The organism is Rhizobium sp. Leaf311 (assembly GCF_001423445.1).
GTDB lineage: Bacteria > Pseudomonadota > Alphaproteobacteria > Rhizobiales > Rhizobiaceae > Agrobacterium.
The window spans coordinates 249,776-264,638 of sequence record NZ_LMNZ01000024.1 but is presented as its reverse complement, the minus strand read 5'-3'; the positions used below and the strand labels follow the sequence as shown (position 1 = coordinate 264,638).

Below are 14,863 nucleotides of genomic sequence, written 5' to 3'. Positions count from 1 at the left end.
CGTCTGGGCAGCAACGCGGCCCGAACTCGACGGTATCGGCGGTGTCTACTGCGAAGATTGCGAGGTCGCCCTGCCGCAGGCGGAAACGGATGGCAGCAAAGGCGTGGCGCCTTGGGCCATGGACCCACAGGCAGCTGAACGGCTCTGGCTGCTTTCGGAGCAATTGACCGGCCTGTCACTGGGTGATCGTTTGGACTGAGCCTATAAAGCACGCAGGCAATGGACGGCGATTCCTCTCGGGATAGCCGTCCATACAGCACCGGGCCGCATTTACAGGCATTCAAGATAGGGATACCATGTATCCTTAATTGCAATCCGAGGTCCCCGTCGCATGATACTCAAAAGCCAAGTCGAATGGGCACTCCACTGTTGCGCGATTCTCGCAGGCCTGCCTGACGGGCGATATCTGTCGACCAAGGCGCTGGCAGAGCTGCATGGGCTTCCGAAGGAATATCTTTCAAAGGCACTTCAGAGCCTGTCACAGGCAGGCCTTGTTCATACGACGCTTGGCCCTTCGGGCGGCTATCGCCTGGCAAGGGCACCGGCAGAGCTGACATTTCTTGATGTCGTCGAAGCAGTGGAAGGGAGCGGTCGGACCTTCGTCTGTCAGAACATCCGCGCCAACAACCCGTGCCGACCCAAGGGCTTCTGTGACAGCGGTTCGTGTGCGATTGCACGGATCATGTGGGAAGCTGACGAAGCGTGGCGGACGGCGCTCCGGAAGGCTACGTTTGCCGACCTTGGGAAAACGCTGGAGCAGGAGATCGACCCGGGCATCTGGGCCGGAACCTTCGACTGGGTGCTAAAGCGCGCAGGGTAGGCCGCCGACCGATCCAGATTTCTCCATCTTGTCGCCAAGGCTGGGCACGACGAGATAGGCTTGTGCCGGCATTGCAAAGCCAAGACCCTGGGTCGCGCATTGTTGGCTGACGACGTCGATGATCTCGTTGCGCGCCGGCACTCGGTTGGCAGGGCTGGTCACGCGGAACAGCAATTCGACATCGATTGCGATCGCATCAATGCCCTTGAACGCCACGACGGGCTTGGGCTCCTGAACAATGAACCGGCAATCCTCCAGTGCAGACACCAAAATTGCTTCAATGGCGGATGGCTGTCGGTCGGCTGCAATGCGGATGGCCAATACGACGAGGTGCGATTCATCCGGTCGCGTCAGGTTGGTGAGACTGAGTTTGGCGAGTGCGCTGTTGGGGAGAACAACAACATTATGTGCCGGCGTCAGGATCTGTGTCGAGCGCCAGTTGTTCTGGATGACGCGTCCCTCTGTGCCGTCGCCTAGCTGGATCCAGTCGCCGATCGTAAACGGGCGACCCAATGTGAGGGCCACGCCGGAGAACAGGTCGCCCAAGGTGTTCTGGAGAGCAAGCCCGAGGATGATGGCAACCACGCCGGAGGTGGCGACGAGCGTTCCGATCGGTGCGCCGAACACGAAGCCGATAATGGAAAGCGCCACGCCCAGATAAACACCGGCGACAATCAGATCCTGTATCAATCGTGCCTCCTGCGGCCGGCGGTCGAGCGCAATGTAGAGGCGTACAAAGCCGATCGTTGCCCAGGCGAGGTGGACCCACCAGAGAACGCGCGCGGATTTGCCGAGATAGGCGGTTAGCCCTTCAATCTCAGCTGTTGTCACGCGAAACGGAAGGATCCCCTGCGACAAAAACGTCGCGGTCATTGTCGCAAAGAACAGGATCTGGACGATAAGGCGCGCCGTCGGTCGATGCTTGCCCTGAACATGCCAGACAAGGATGCCGAGCACCCCCACAATATCGACGATTGCGAACGCCAACGCGGACAGGTCAAGGGCCATGGCAGGTCACTCCAGACTTAGAACTCAAAGGGACCGGATGCGCAGACTGCATCCGGTCCATGGCTGAAACTCTACTTCTTCATAGGGTAGGTCAGTTCCTTTTGATCGGTGTCGACCACGAAGACGGCGAGAAGCTTGGCGGGTTTCGTGTCGCTGCCATTCTTGCTGACACCGTGGCGGTCGCCCGGCAGTTCGGAGAAGTGTTCTCCAGCCTTGTATTCCTTGACCGGATCGTCATTGACCTGGCTGAGGATCGATCCTTCCAGCACGGTGGCGTAGATGAAGGCGCTGTCAGGATGCGTATGCGCGTCGGAGTACCCACCTGGGCCGTATTCTACCAGGACGCCCTTGATGCTTTTGCCCGGCACATTCGGCAGCTCGTGTTCATAGACGAGGGTGACCTTCGATGCTGAACCGCCACCCGGTGCGTCATGTGCAGTCGCGGTTCCCGAGGCAAAGATTGCGATTACCATTCCTGCAATTGTGTGTCTGATCATGATGTTGTCTTTCATATCCGCGGAGAGGTAAATTACTTGCGAGGAGCGGTGGCGAACCACTGTTCGAAACCGATCTTGCCGAGCCGCGGATTGTTGTCGGAAACCAGCGTGCGGTCTTCCAGTCGGGCGCCGAAGTATTCGGCCTCGGGATCGGCAACGACCTGTCGGGTGTCACCCGTTGCTTCCAGATAGCGGGCGACCAGTTCATTGAGCCGGAAACGCTCTGGTCCAGCGATCTCGATCAAACCGTTGACCGGGGGGCCAAGCGCCACGTCGGCCATCGCATCCGCGACATCGTCGGAAGCGATGGGCTGCACGAAGGCCGACGACAAATGAACCTTGTCCTCAACCAGGGCGGACTGCGCGATGCCGCCGAGGAACTCCATGAACTGAGTTGAGTGGACGATCGTGTAGGGAATACCGGCCTCGCGGATCAGCTTTTCCTGCGCCAGCTTGGCGCGGAAATATCCGCTTTCCTGGAGCTTGTCCGTTCCGACGACGGAGAGCGCGATGTGGTGCTTCACGCCAGCCGCCTTTTCCGCGGCGAGCAGATTGCGGCCGGAGGTCTCGAAGAACTCCATAACGACCTTGTCCTCAAAGGATGGGGAATTGGCGAGATCGAGAACCACATCCGTTCCCGCCAGCGCTTCGGCCAGCCCCTCGCCGGTGATCGTGTTGACGCCGGTATTGGGAGAGGCGGCGATCACTTCAATGCCTTTTGACCGAAGGCGTTCGGTGGTCTTCGAACCGATCAGGCCGGTTCCGCCGATGATGACGATTTTCATGCTCGTTCCTCCGTCAGCCGTGCTGACATCGTGTGGTTGTCGGTGAAATGCGGGTGTCTTTCGGACCTCAGTTGAGGCCGGCCTTGTCGAGACCGTAGAGTTTGTCTGCCGAGCCGGGCACGGACTTGAAGGCGATGCTGACACGGTTCCAGGCATTGATGGTCATGATCGAGAAGGTGAGGTCGGAGACTTCCTTCTCCGAGAGCTGGCCGCGGACACGCTCGTAAAGCTCGTCCGGAATGCCGCCTTCGGGCAGTTCGGTAACGGCTTCCGTCCAGGCAAGGGCTGCGCGTTCACGGGGAACGAACAGGTTGGATTCTCGCCAGATCGAAACATGATAGAGGCGAAGTTCGCTCTCGCCGTGGATCTTGGCTTCCTTCACATGCATGTCGAGGCAGAAGGCGCATCCATTGATCTGCGAGGCACGGATATTGACGAGATCGCGGATCGGCTGCTCGATGACACTGTCTTTCAGCGACATGCTGAGCTCAGATATCTTCTTGAAAAATTCGGGGGACTGGGCTGCGTAGTTGAGGCGCTGTGTCATGGCTTTCTCCGTTATTAAGGACTCAACATATCCTTATGGACATCTAATATCCTTAATAACTGGACAGGCAACCAAAACCGGCCTAAGCTTTCGGCATAACGCTTATTCCAAATGGTATGGGCAGAGGGGGAGCAAGATGGACGTCGTTTCAGCGCTGAGGACATTCTTGCGCGTGGCCGAGACAGGGTCATTCTCTGCGGCGGCGCTGGATCGCGGCCTGACCCAGCCGGCGGTGTCGCGGCAGGTCTCGTCGCTTGAGGAACACTATAGCACACGGCTGTTCCATCGCTCGACCAACGCCCTTTCCCTCACCGTCGAGGGCGAGCAGATGATTTCGATGGCGCAGACAGTTATCGACGCGGTGGATGCGCTGGGCGAAGCCGCGTCGGCTGATGGCATGGCTTTCGGAAAAGTCAGGATTAGCCTGCCGGCGGCGCTCGGTCTCTACATCAGCGATCGGCTTCCCGCCTTCTTGGCGAGCCGTCCCGGTCTGTCCGTCGATATCGTCTTTTGCGAACAGTCTTCGGACCTGGTCGGCGAGGGGATCGATCTCGAAGTGCGCCTCGGCGAGGTGTCCGATAGCAGTCTGATCTGTCGCCGGATCGGCTGGACGACAGGCTTCCTTGTTGCCGCGTCCAGCTACATCCAGAGGCGGGGTATGCCCAGCCATCTGCTTGAGATCCCCGACCATGATTGCATCTGCTACAATCGTGGCGGCGAGGAGCGGTCCTGGAGTTTTTTGAATGGCACTAACATCGAAAGGGTCAAGGTCGCCCCGAGGATGATCTTCAACAATACCGGAGCGGTGCATCGCGCCGTTCTCGCCGGCGGTGGACTGGCGGTGCTGTCTCACATTCTCGGCGGCGATGACATCGCTGCGGGACGCTTGGTCAAGGTGATGCCGGCCTTTCCGCCCGTGCGGTTGCCGATCACCATTGTCTACGCCTCACGCCGCAATCTTCCGATGCGTGTCCGTGCTGTTCTGGATTTCCTGGTCGATGCCGTTGGTGAGGATGTATTGATGGGTAAGGCCGAGGCGTCTGCTTGACCTCACGGCAGACCGGTCAAGGCTGACTAACCGCGATGTGGGATCAGCTTGACGGCGGGCCGTGGCGATACGTTTTTCCAAGACGGAGTACGAAAATCGCCGAAGCCGAGTCTCTACCCGCGCGATGGCTCTGGCACAAAAGATGCGCCGAAGATGAGAGCGTGGAATTCTCCTTGAAATCGCCTCGAACGGAGGGTCGCCGCTTCAGGTTCCTTCAAAAGCAATGAACAAAGTTTCCGACATCATGCCGCAGAGGCAATCACTGCTCTGTCCCATCAAGATATCGAGATTTTGGTCACAGACATAGACTTGCGGGATGAGTCCGGGTTTCAGCTTTCCGCCAAAGCCAGAGAAATTCGACCAGATCTCAAGGTGGTGGTGACACGCTCGGCCGAGAGAACGGCCAAGATCGCGGGCGACCTTTGCGAAGACGGTCCGCTGGATCATCCCTATCACCCCAACAGCTTGTCGAGCGCATCAAGCGATTGCGACGATCCTGACGGGGCAAGTGCCATAGCGTCAAATCTGCTAATGAATATGGTCTTGGTCGCTCCATTCCGTGTCGAGCGGTGCGGCGATCATGCAGTGTACTCCTAAAACATCGTAGTTGAGATCGGCGTGACCCCGAAGATGACCAGTTGACAGGGCTTCGATCAACCGGGACCCAAAGCCTTTGCGGCTCGGAGGCTGGACCTGTGGCCCCCCGGTTTCTTTCCACGACAGAGCAAGTTGCTCCTCGGTTGCCGAGACGTCCCATGACACTGTCACTTTTCCGGAATCCACGCCCAAGGCACCGTATTTTGCGGCATTCGTGGCAAGCTCGTGCAATATCAGCGTAAGGGCGACCACGGCCTTGGGCGATACGTCGACATCCGGGCCGCTGATCTCGAACTGTTCGGGCGGATAGGGAGCCAGCGCCCCGGTAACCGCCGCGCGAAGGCTGGCGGCTTCCCAACTTCCTCTCGTCAGCAGGTCGTGCGCTCTGGCCAGGCTTTGCAAGCGGGCGTCAAATGCTGCCCTCGCGGGTTCGATGTCCGGCACGCCGGCAAACGTTTGACGAGCGATCGCGGCGACCGTCGCAAGGACGTTCTTGACGCGATGGTTCAGCTCTCCGATCAGTAGATCCTGCACGCGCTCAGTTTCTTTTCGGGCTGTGATATCGCGGGCAATCTTTGAAGCTCCGACGATCCTGCCGTCTGCGTCATGGATGGGTGAGACAGTCAAAGACACGTCCAGGAGCCGTCCGCTGCGATGACGCCTAACAGTCTCATGGGTTTCCACCCGCTCTCCTGTTGTAATGCGGGCGATGATGTGGCCTTCCTCGTCGATCCGGTCATCTGGAACGAGGAGCGTCACCGACTTGCCCACGATTTCCTCGGCGCAAAATCCATAGAGCTTTTCGGCGCCACTGTTCCAATCGGTAACCGTCATGGCGAGGTCAATACCGAGGATCGCATCTTCCGACGAGGCAATGATTGACGCCAGGCGCTTGAGTTTTGCCTCGTAGCTAACCCGTTCCGTGGTTTCATTGACGATGCAGAGCACGGCGAGCACCTGACCGTGTTCGTCGGAAACGGGCGAATAGGAAATGTCGAAGTAAACTGTTTCCGGCACGCCGTGTCGTTCGATGTAGAAGGGCCTATCCTTGGCAACGATCGTCTCGCCACCTTCCCGAACTTTCAGCAAAAGCGGTTCCAAGTCGTCCCAAAGCTCGGCCCAGTTTTCTTTCGCCGGTCTCCCTAGCGCGTTCGGGTGTTTGGCGCCGATGGTCGGGGCGTAGGCATCATTATAGATGGCAGTGAAATCATGACCGCAAAACATAACGATCTGGGCACCCGACGGAATGGCAATGTCAACCGCACACTTCAATTGGGGCGGCCACGACGACATGGGTCCGAGACTGGTGCTTGCCCAGTCGTGGTTGCGAATAATGTCAGTCATCGAGCCGTGATTGGGGGTGGCCGGACCGTGATTGTGCATTGAAAGCCCTCTCGCCCGCTATTTATTTGAAAGCTTCCGATCAGCAAGTCAACGCATTTCACGACAAATTTTTTTGGCAGTTTCGAGCGTAAATCCCATTTGCTACATGGTGTTAGCTCAACAGACCGTCCGGGTGACGGATCGGGGATTGGATTACGCTCAGGCCATGGGTTGGATGGAGAACACTCGGCTCGCGAACCACATCCCTCAACACTCCTCGTCCGAAAACAATGGCGCAGGCACGCGCAATATTCTCGTCAGACAGAAAACAGGCCGCGGAGGTTATTCGCGGGCGCTACAGCGCTTTAGACCCGATCGTATGTGAACGATGTCATGAGGCTTGTGACGAAATTGCTCGCCTTCTCTTTGACGAAAACCTCGGCCCACTCGTCGGTTCCCCGCAACATCAGCCCGGTGTAGATACTGTCGACGGCAGCCTAGCCGGGACGCCGGCACAACGATCGCGCTTTACCTGCACGAGCTGATCACGAACGCCATATAGTATGGCGCGCTTTCGCACCCGGATGGGCACGTTGCACTTCTGTGGTCTTTTGCTACAAACTGCAATTCCGAGTTCTCTCTGAGCTGGACGGAAGTCGGGGGACCGTCTGTCCAAGAACCGACGCGGCAGGGTTATGGTACGCGATATGTGCGCTCCGCCCTGGGATCACTATTCGGCACGGTTCCGGAAATTATCTTCGCGCCAGGTGGCTTTCGTTTGTCGGTGAGCGGGTCGCTGACTTCCGTTATAGCACGACAACAGTTTGCGAGATCCGTCAATCATGGATTGAAATCGCCCTTACGTAACACCTTGAGAGATAAAACAGTTCTCTTTGGATCGATCTGTCTTTCTGCGCGTTCATCAGGTTCGCTTATTAAAAAAAGACACATGCGCGAGCGTCAATTGCGGAGAGTGTGAAGGATGACGCAAAAGGGGACCACGGTCATTGTTGTCGAGGACGAGACCCTCGTCCGGCTGGATATCGTCATGTCGCTCGAGAACGAAGGGTTCATCGTGCTCGAGGCCTCAAATGCCGACGACGCCATCGACATTCTCAACGCCCATTCCGAGATTCGATTGATGTTCACCGATATCGACATGCCGGGCAGCATGGACGGCCTGAAGCTGGCTGCTGCTGTTCGCGACAGGTGGCCCCCGGTCAAGATCATCGTGGCTTCTGGCCACCGTCAATTGAGCGACAAGCTTTTACCGGCTGAGGGAAAATTTTTCAGCAAACCGTACGATCACGGCCGCGTCATTGCGACCATGAGGGAAATGCTAGCCACAGCCTAAGCCTCACTTCAGGAGAGTTTGGCCTTCTCGAGGCTTTTACAGATGAATGCCTGAAACTGCCCGCCGGATCCTCGTTTTTATGAATAGATGAATGAAATTGACTGGCCGTCTGTTCGAAACCTTTCAAGGCGTACGTTTCCGTTTCTGGAAACCTATTCTGTTACAGCAGGCCATTGTTTAATCGGCAGACGATTATTGTCCGGCGCAGCACCAAGCTGTGATCTATCCAGGCGCTTGGGCCGTGGCCGTTCCTGTCTTGCTCCCTCTGAAAGTACTAGCCCATGGCCGGGCCTGTCGGGGGCGTAAGCGTAATCATCGCGAATTTCGATGGGTATTTCCACCAGATGATCGAAATTCTGGAAGGAATATTCCAGCCACTCGACCTCAGGGAGAGCAGTCGCCATATGGACGCCGACTTCGAGGAAGGTGTTGCTCATTTCTGCGGCAAGCCATCCGATGCGCATGACATCTGTCACTTGTCCATGGACATTGAGGAGATCCGTTCCGTGGTATTTGAGAAGGATGCGCTTTCCGGGCATATCGAGATATTCGCCACTGTTGATCTGGGTCCATTTGAGCGCGTGACACAACGTGCGCAGGCCTTCAGAGGTAGTTGCAGAGATTGCCAGTAAAGTGCGTTCGCTTTGATCGAATTGATGATCTGATTGGAAATTTCGCGGCCCATTTCCAACGACCGGGACTGCTCTCAACTCTCATCGTTTGCGGATTGTTTATAAGTTTAGCCGAAGATGCCGCCAGTTTTCAGGGGTGGGTCAATGAAAAAACTTTTTAGTACGGTTTCGGGCAAACTCATTTTGGCGACGGGAACCGCCATTACGGGTATCCTTATCGCTTATACGGCGTTCAATATTGTCGCCGTCAAATCTGCGACAGAACGCGACGTGATGGCCTTGGCGAACGAAAAGGCCGGTTTGGTAAGCCAGCATGTAGCAACGGATATTTCCGAAGCAACATCAGCGGGCGCAACTCTTGCTGCGACGATCACAGGCATTATTGGCGATGGCTCTCGCAGCCGCTCGGATATAATAGCCATGATTAAGTCGGTTGCGCCACAATATCCAAACGTGTTCGGGGCTTGGATGTGCGAGCTGATCGATGGCAGCAGCCCAAAGCCTACAGTCGGTACTGATGGATTGAACAAGGAAGGTATCTTCACGCCCTACTGGACGAAAGGAAACAGCGGCCAGATGGAGTTTTCCACCTGGACCATCAAACCGGGAGATGAATACTATAGTGGTGTGCTAAAGAGCGGAAACGCCATCATCACCTCGCCTTATCTTACCAATATGTCAAAGCTCGTCACGTCGGTGTCAGTGCCAGTCAAGATCGGCGGCAAGGTCGTCGGCATGGCGGGCGTCGATATCAAGCTCGACGATCTAACGGCGAGTCTGGCACGGATGAAGCCGTTTGAAGGCGGTAGCGTCATGCTGCTTGCCAGCAACGGCAAGTGGCTAACCCATCCGAACTCAGATAATCTTATGAAGGATTATTCTGACGTTGGTGCCGCAGACGTCAAACAGTCGTTGTCAGATGGCAAGATGCGGGTCGTGACCGGCCTTCCGAACGGTTCGGTGCGCCTCATCTATCCATTCACCGCATCCGGCATGAACACCACGTGGGCGACTGTGCTCGACGTCCCATCAACGGTTTTTTCCGCGCCGGTCTGGCATCAGGTCTACAGCACCCTGATTGGCGGGTTACTTATTCTGGGTGTCACGCTTGGGGTCATTCTACTAGCGAGCCAGATCCTGATCAAAAAGCCCTTAACGGCGGTTCTGGACGCTGTTGGCAAGATGGCAGATGGCAATTACGGGGATCCGGTCAGTCAGACTGCCAAGAAGGATGAGCTCGGCAGCCTGACGGCCGCGCTGGAGACGTTTCGATTAGCCTTGGCCCGGGGCGAAGAAATGCAGGCGGAGCAGGAGCAACTCCAGCGCCAGATCGAAAGCGACCGGAAGCGCCAGAACGCGATCGACAGCGACAAGGCTGAAGACCTTCGTCGCTTTGTTGAAATGGTCCAGAGCAGTTTCAATTCCCTTGCTGCAGGAGATTTGACGGTGCGCATGAATGAGCGAGTTGCACCCGAATTTGATGCGATCCGGCAGAACTTCAATGTATCTGTTTGTTCGCTTGAAGAAACGATCAGCAACGTCGTTCACGCAGTCTATACGATACGCTCCGGTCTCTCCGAGATATCCACTGCGTCAAATGACTTGGCGCGGCGTACCGAGCAACAGGCTGCCTCGCTTGAGGAGACCGTCGCGGCTCTGGGTGAAGTAACTCGTGGCGTAAATGATACCGCAGATGGCGCATCGACTGCGCAAAAAACTGTGAATGTCGCTCGTGGCGATGCCGAGAAGGGTGGCGAAGTCGTCGCCCGGGCGATTGCGGCGATGACGGAAATTCAGGGGTCCTCCAGCAAAATTGGCAATATCATCAGCGTCATTGATGAGATTGCTTTCCAGACCAACCTCCTCGCACTGAATGCAGGCGTCGAGGCTGCACGGGCAGGTGAGGCGGGCAAGGGCTTTGCGGTCGTGGCGCAGGAGGTGCGTGAACTTGCACAGCGCTCTGCCAAGGCTGCAAAGGAAATCAAGGAACTGATTTCCTTGTCATCAAACCAGGTCGAGGCTGGGGTTCAACTGGTCGAGGAAACCGGCTCATCTCTGGGCAAGATTGTCGAACAGGTTTTGGGAATGAGCCAGACCGTCCATCAGATTGCTGCAAATGCGAGTGAACAGGCGGTTAGCTTGCGGGAGGTGTCGTCCGCAGCTGATCAGATGGATAAAGTCACACAGCAGAACGCGGCCATGGTGGAGGAAACAACGGCCGCCGCTCAGAGCCTTTCACAGGAAACCGAAAATCTGGCTGCAATCATCGGTCGCTTCAAAGTAACGGGAAATCAAACGCGGACCCATGATTACGAATTTCAATATAAAGCGGCTAGCTGATGTAAAGACTTAGACATCCAAGGTTAGAGAACGAACAACATTTCTCTAAAAGTACTCATCTACACGGCGATTGACCGAGTTATTGAATGACGGGCGGCTGTCGGGCAAGGCAGATCCGCAGTCTTGGTAAAGAGTTCGTCCACCTGCTGAGCTTTGACGAATGGTTTGACGGCCCCGGCCGAAGACTTTTCGAGTCGCCACAAAACGCTAATGCCATGTCCTTCTTGGCCGCAGCCTTGTTTGGTGGCTCAAACCGAGGATCGGCAAAGGCGAAACCAATCAGGCAAGACGTTTTTCACGTCGCATTTCTTACACGTTGAGACCTGCCGGAGGAGAACGTCGGCGCCCGGCGACTCCTCCGGCAACAGTACTCCACGAACGATTGTCCAGCTTTGTCGGCCATGGTGCGAACAGCCTTTAATAAGGAGTGCTCTATCTCGCGCAGGGCATCGTTATACGGTGAAGATAAGAAATGACTGCTATAGAAAACGGTACGATTACACCAAGGTAACGCCTCAAAAAGGCGACCAGTGTTAGAACATTAAGTGCGCGAATAGGGTGACATAAGTTAAACTCCGTTCAAGGCGTGGGTATTGGTGTTTCGGAGGCATGCACTTAGAAGTCACGCGCGCGCCCTCAAAAGCTCCACGCGAAAATTCAAATGATCGATACAACGCGCCTGTCGATCCCGGATCCCAGCGTTACCGTCTCTTCGCTGAGGGGCGGGGCGGGGCGCTTTCCAGCTTTTACCTAAGCGGGACGACGCAAGTTCATCCTCCGTAGTCAGCCAATTGCAGTCACGGTACGTGCCGCAAAGGCCGACCAGTGTTGCTAAATTTCGACTACTCGGAAATCAACTCGAAAAGTAACGCGTTGGCGTTGTACCCAATGCCTTCTTGAACATGACGATAAAAGCGGTAGGCGATTCATATCCCAAGTCGCTCGACACCCTCTGGACCGTCGCGCCGCTGGCCAGTTCGCGCAACGCGACGACCAGATGCAGTTGCCGCCGCCATCGGCCGAAGGTCAGTCCCGTTTCCTGGACCATCAGCCGCTTTAAGGATCGCTCGCTCATAGCAACGTGTGCCGCCCAATCCACGAGCGTGCGCCGGTCGCTCGGCTCCGCCATCAGTGCATCCGTGATCGCGGCGATTTTGGGATGGCTGGAGGCGGGCAAATCCAGCCCTTGTATCGGCATTTGCGCGAGTTCGTCTAGCAAGACCCGCACCATGCGGCGGGTATGATCGTCTGGAGCGGAATTGACCGGTACATCTGCTAGTCGAAGGATCATTTCACGGAGCATTGGCGACACCGACAGAGTACAGCACTCCTGCGGCAGCTTGGCCGCGCCTGGCTGAACAAACAGGTAGGCAAGACGTGCATTGGATGTGGCTTGGTTGCTGTGGGGCACACCGCCCGGTATCCAGACCCCGCAGTCTGGTGGGACAATCCAGATGCCATTTTCCGTCCTGCATGTGACGGCCCCGTGGAGGGCCAAAATGAGCTGCCCTTGCTCATGCTGGTGTCGCGGCACCTCGGCTTCGTACTCACTGAAGTTGAGGCGGACCGAAACAGCTGGGCTATCCGGCCGGTCGAGATTGATGTCGTCATAGCAGGGACGCAGCGGTTTTGCGATTTGGCCCGATTTTGAGATCATTTGGCATTATCTCCAAATTCGTACTCACAGCAGTAGTCTACTAATCGGCGATCAACAACCAAAAGGAGACTGTCATGCGAATTTCTGTCGTCGGTGCCACGGGACGGGTTGGCGCTAAACTTACCCGGAACTTACTGAAGGCCGGGCATCAGGTCAGGGCGTTGTCGCGAGGTGGCCAACCGCTCGACGAACTGGTCGAGCTCGGAGCAGAGCCATTTATCGGAAGCTTCGACACAGGTGCGGGAGACCTTGACCAATTTTTCCAGGGTGCAGACGCCGCATTCCTGATGGTGAAGACCGATTGGAACAACATCGAGGGACACTACCCTGCTGTTGCCCAGCGCTTTGTCGACGCGCTCGAAAATTCCTCTGTAAAACGGGCGGTAAGCCTGACGGCCATGGGTTCGGACGTGAAGGGAAAAACGGGTCATTTCGAGTGCTTTCACGATCTGGACGAAAAGCTCAACGAACTCGGCAATATCGATTTGGTCCACCTGCGCGCCGCGTGGTTTATGGAAGACGTGGCTGCGTGGATGGGGCCGGTTGCCAAATATGGTCGAATCGCCTGGTTCTGCAAACCCGATTTAAAGATGCCCTGGGTGGCGACAGATGACATCGCATGGCTGGCGGCGAAGGAACTCACCAATCCAGCGGGTAGACACCGCGTCTATCTCGAAGTGGGCTCTGAAGATGTTTCGATGAACGAGCTTGCCGTGATGATCGGCAATACAATCGGCAGGCCGGTGGAGTACCGATACATCGAGACGTCTCGCGAAGATGTAAAAGCCGAATTCCTGGCGCGGTTCGGAACGCCGGAGAAGTGGCAGGACGACACCCTAAGTGCCGACGCTTTAAACGATGGCATCGTCAGGTTTAATGGGAAGCACGAAGATCGTCCCAACTTGCCCACGACGATGCAAGCGTTCATTAGCGATGTTTGGAAACCGCGTTACTTGGAGGCGGTCAGAACGAGAGACGAACGCGAGACGTTTTCCAAGTGGGCCGCCAGGGACTAGCTGGTTGTCAGGCTAGATTTTTTGCCCCCAGCAATCTCGAGTCCTTGATGGAGGCTACGGCAAATTGTCACTTGCGGTAGCCTCCGAACGGCATGCGCAGCAACACCATCAAACCGAGATAGCACCACGGCACCACGGATCAGTATTCATCTTCGATTACAGCTCCCGTATAAGATCAATGAGTTACGTCAGATGATTTCTGGTTGGGACCCTGACTGCTGACTGTCACTGCTGAGGATTTCACCGATCTGGTCATAGCCGTAGAGCGTGGCGAGGCTCAGTGGTGTCATCCCCGAGTGAGTTTTTAAATCACGGCGAGCACCGGCGCGGACCAGGGACGCAACAGCATCTACGTATCCATGCCACACAGCATCGTGCAACGCGGTCATGCCGTTGTAAGGACCCTGCGCATCAAGCTCAACCTGTGTGTATCCTTGCTTTGTTGGTGAGGTCAGAATATCGATGTGATCGGCCTTTCCAAAATAGGCAGCATCGTGAAGTGGCGAACCACGCATGAGACCGATGGTGCGGCGAGGATCTGCCCCAGCATCCAGCAATAGGCGCACTATTTCGGCATGACCTTCGCGAACTGCGAGACCGAGAGGCGTGTAGTCGTCATCGAACGTCCCGGTTATCGGCACCCGAACCTCGAAATCCGCGCCATCTGCGATCAGCCGCTTCACCTCTTTAATATTTCCGGCTTTGACTGATGAGACGATCGACAAGTCGGCGATGTGCTTTACATCTGCCTCATCTCGTTCCTCAATCAGCGCTGCGATTGCTTTCAGGTCGTCATACTTGGCGATGTCGAGCGCGGTCTGTTGCCAGTAATTCCGTATGGTGGTCCGCGTTCGCCGCGACAGCAAAACTCGCACAACAGCTTCGTGCTTGTGAAGCACGGCATCCATCAAGGCGGTATTGCCGAGAACAGGCGATTGTTGATCGATGAAGGCTCCATGGTCCAAGAGCATCCCTATCACATCGGCGCTGCCGGACTGTGCTGCCTTGTGGATTGCCGTTGCGCCCATTCGAGGTTCCGCCGCCAGCACGTCCGCCCCGGCAGTGAGGAGCAAAGCAACAGCTTGTGCTTGCCCAAGCGCAGACGCGATCATCAACGGCGTGAGACCATCGGGGCCTCGAGCATTGACATCGGCCCCGGCGTCAATAGCGCCTTTGACCGAAGCAAGATCGCCTGTACGAAGTGCGTGAGAAAGTGTCATTATCGTATGTTCCTCGATC

The 14,863-nt window shown here is 56.4% G+C and carries 13 protein-coding genes and 2 pseudogenes; 7 read left to right on the top strand and 8 right to left on the bottom strand.

Annotated elements, in window-relative coordinates; genetic code table 11:
* Together ASF69_RS23295 and ASF69_RS22620 are read left to right on the top strand one after the other, a co-directional pair.
* A pseudogene (locus ASF69_RS23295) lies at positions 1 to 199 on the top strand (oxidoreductase); the annotation flags it as partial.
* Positions 200 to 331: 132 nt separating this feature from the next.
* Positions 332 to 820, top strand: a complete 489-nt coding sequence (locus tag ASF69_RS22620; protein ID WP_062590831.1) for an Rrf2 family transcriptional regulator — start codon at positions 332 to 334, stop codon at positions 818 to 820.
* Here the strand turns inward: ASF69_RS22620 and ASF69_RS22615 are convergent.
* From ASF69_RS22615 to ASF69_RS22600, 4 genes are all read right to left on the bottom strand, one after another.
* Positions 803 to 1,828, bottom strand: coding sequence for a mechanosensitive ion channel family protein (locus tag ASF69_RS22615; protein ID WP_062590829.1), 1,026 nt, complete (start codon positions 1,826 to 1,828; stop codon positions 803 to 805). The two genes, ASF69_RS22620 and ASF69_RS22615, sit on opposite strands and share 18 nt — an antisense overlap.
* A gap of 71 nt (positions 1,829 to 1,899) precedes the next feature.
* Positions 1,900 to 2,325 carry a cupin domain-containing protein gene (locus ASF69_RS22610; protein ID WP_062590888.1) on the bottom strand — a complete coding sequence of 142 codons (426 nt, stop codon included), beginning with the start codon at positions 2,323 to 2,325 and terminating at the stop codon, positions 1,900 to 1,902.
* Between the two features lie 32 nt (positions 2,326 to 2,357).
* Positions 2,358 to 3,110 (bottom strand): SDR family oxidoreductase, encoded by a 753-nt coding sequence (locus ASF69_RS22605; protein WP_062590827.1) that lies wholly within the window; start codon positions 3,108 to 3,110, stop codon positions 2,358 to 2,360.
* Positions 3,111 to 3,177: 67 nt separating this feature from the next.
* Positions 3,178 to 3,657: a carboxymuconolactone decarboxylase family protein gene (locus ASF69_RS22600; RefSeq protein WP_062590825.1), complete on the bottom strand. Its 480-nt coding sequence runs from the start codon at positions 3,655 to 3,657 to the stop codon at positions 3,178 to 3,180.
* Positions 3,658 to 3,793: 136 nt separating this feature from the next.
* On the opposite strand from ASF69_RS22600, the gene ASF69_RS22595 reads away from it, so the two are divergent.
* The gene (locus tag ASF69_RS22595; protein ID WP_062590823.1) at positions 3,794 to 4,705 is read left to right on the top strand and encodes a LysR family transcriptional regulator; all 912 of its coding nucleotides are present in this window, start codon (positions 3,794 to 3,796) and stop codon (positions 4,703 to 4,705) included.
* 528 nt (positions 4,706 to 5,233) lie between these two features.
* Here ASF69_RS22595 and ASF69_RS22585 read toward each other — a convergent pair.
* Positions 5,234 to 6,646: a PAS domain S-box protein gene (locus ASF69_RS22585; RefSeq protein WP_244475568.1), complete on the bottom strand. Its 1,413-nt coding sequence runs from the start codon at positions 6,644 to 6,646 to the stop codon at positions 5,234 to 5,236.
* A 472-nt stretch (positions 6,647 to 7,118) separates the two neighbouring features.
* Between ASF69_RS22585 and ASF69_RS23825 the strand changes: the two are divergent.
* Positions 7,119 to 7,445: pseudogene (locus ASF69_RS23825) on the top strand (sensor histidine kinase); the annotation flags it as partial.
* 162 nt (positions 7,446 to 7,607) lie between these two features.
* The gene (locus ASF69_RS22580; protein ID WP_062451779.1) at positions 7,608 to 7,979 is read left to right on the top strand and encodes a response regulator; all 372 of its coding nucleotides are present in this window, start codon (positions 7,608 to 7,610) and stop codon (positions 7,977 to 7,979) included.
* Positions 7,980 to 8,131: 152 nt separating this feature from the next.
* Here the strand turns inward: ASF69_RS22580 and ASF69_RS22975 are convergent, their stop codons facing one another.
* Positions 8,132 to 8,569 (bottom strand): hypothetical protein, encoded by a 438-nt coding sequence (locus ASF69_RS22975; protein ID WP_244475567.1) that lies wholly within the window; start codon positions 8,567 to 8,569, stop codon positions 8,132 to 8,134.
* Between the two features lie 186 nt (positions 8,570 to 8,755).
* Here ASF69_RS22975 and ASF69_RS22570 point away from each other — a divergent pair, with 186 nt between their 5' ends.
* Entirely contained in the window at positions 8,756 to 10,951 is a 2,196-nt protein-coding gene (locus ASF69_RS22570) for a methyl-accepting chemotaxis protein (protein WP_062590818.1), read from the top strand.
* Positions 10,952 to 11,804: 853 nt separating this feature from the next.
* Here the strand turns inward: ASF69_RS22570 and ASF69_RS22565 are convergent.
* A complete protein-coding gene (locus tag ASF69_RS22565; RefSeq protein WP_062590817.1) occupies positions 11,805 to 12,608 on the bottom strand; it encodes a helix-turn-helix transcriptional regulator in 804 nt (267 codons plus the stop codon).
* 74 nt (positions 12,609 to 12,682) lie between these two features.
* On the opposite strand from ASF69_RS22565, the gene ASF69_RS22560 reads away from it, so the two are divergent.
* Positions 12,683 to 13,624 carry an NmrA family NAD(P)-binding protein gene (locus tag ASF69_RS22560; RefSeq protein WP_062590815.1) on the top strand — a complete coding sequence of 314 codons (942 nt, stop codon included), beginning with the start codon at positions 12,683 to 12,685 and terminating at the stop codon, positions 13,622 to 13,624.
* Between the two features lie 188 nt (positions 13,625 to 13,812).
* Here the strand turns inward: ASF69_RS22560 and ASF69_RS22555 are convergent, their stop codons facing one another.
* Positions 13,813 to 14,844, bottom strand: a complete 1,032-nt coding sequence (locus tag ASF69_RS22555; protein WP_062590813.1) for an ankyrin repeat domain-containing protein — start codon at positions 14,842 to 14,844, stop codon at positions 13,813 to 13,815.
* Positions 14,845 to 14,863: the final 19 nt, after the last annotated feature.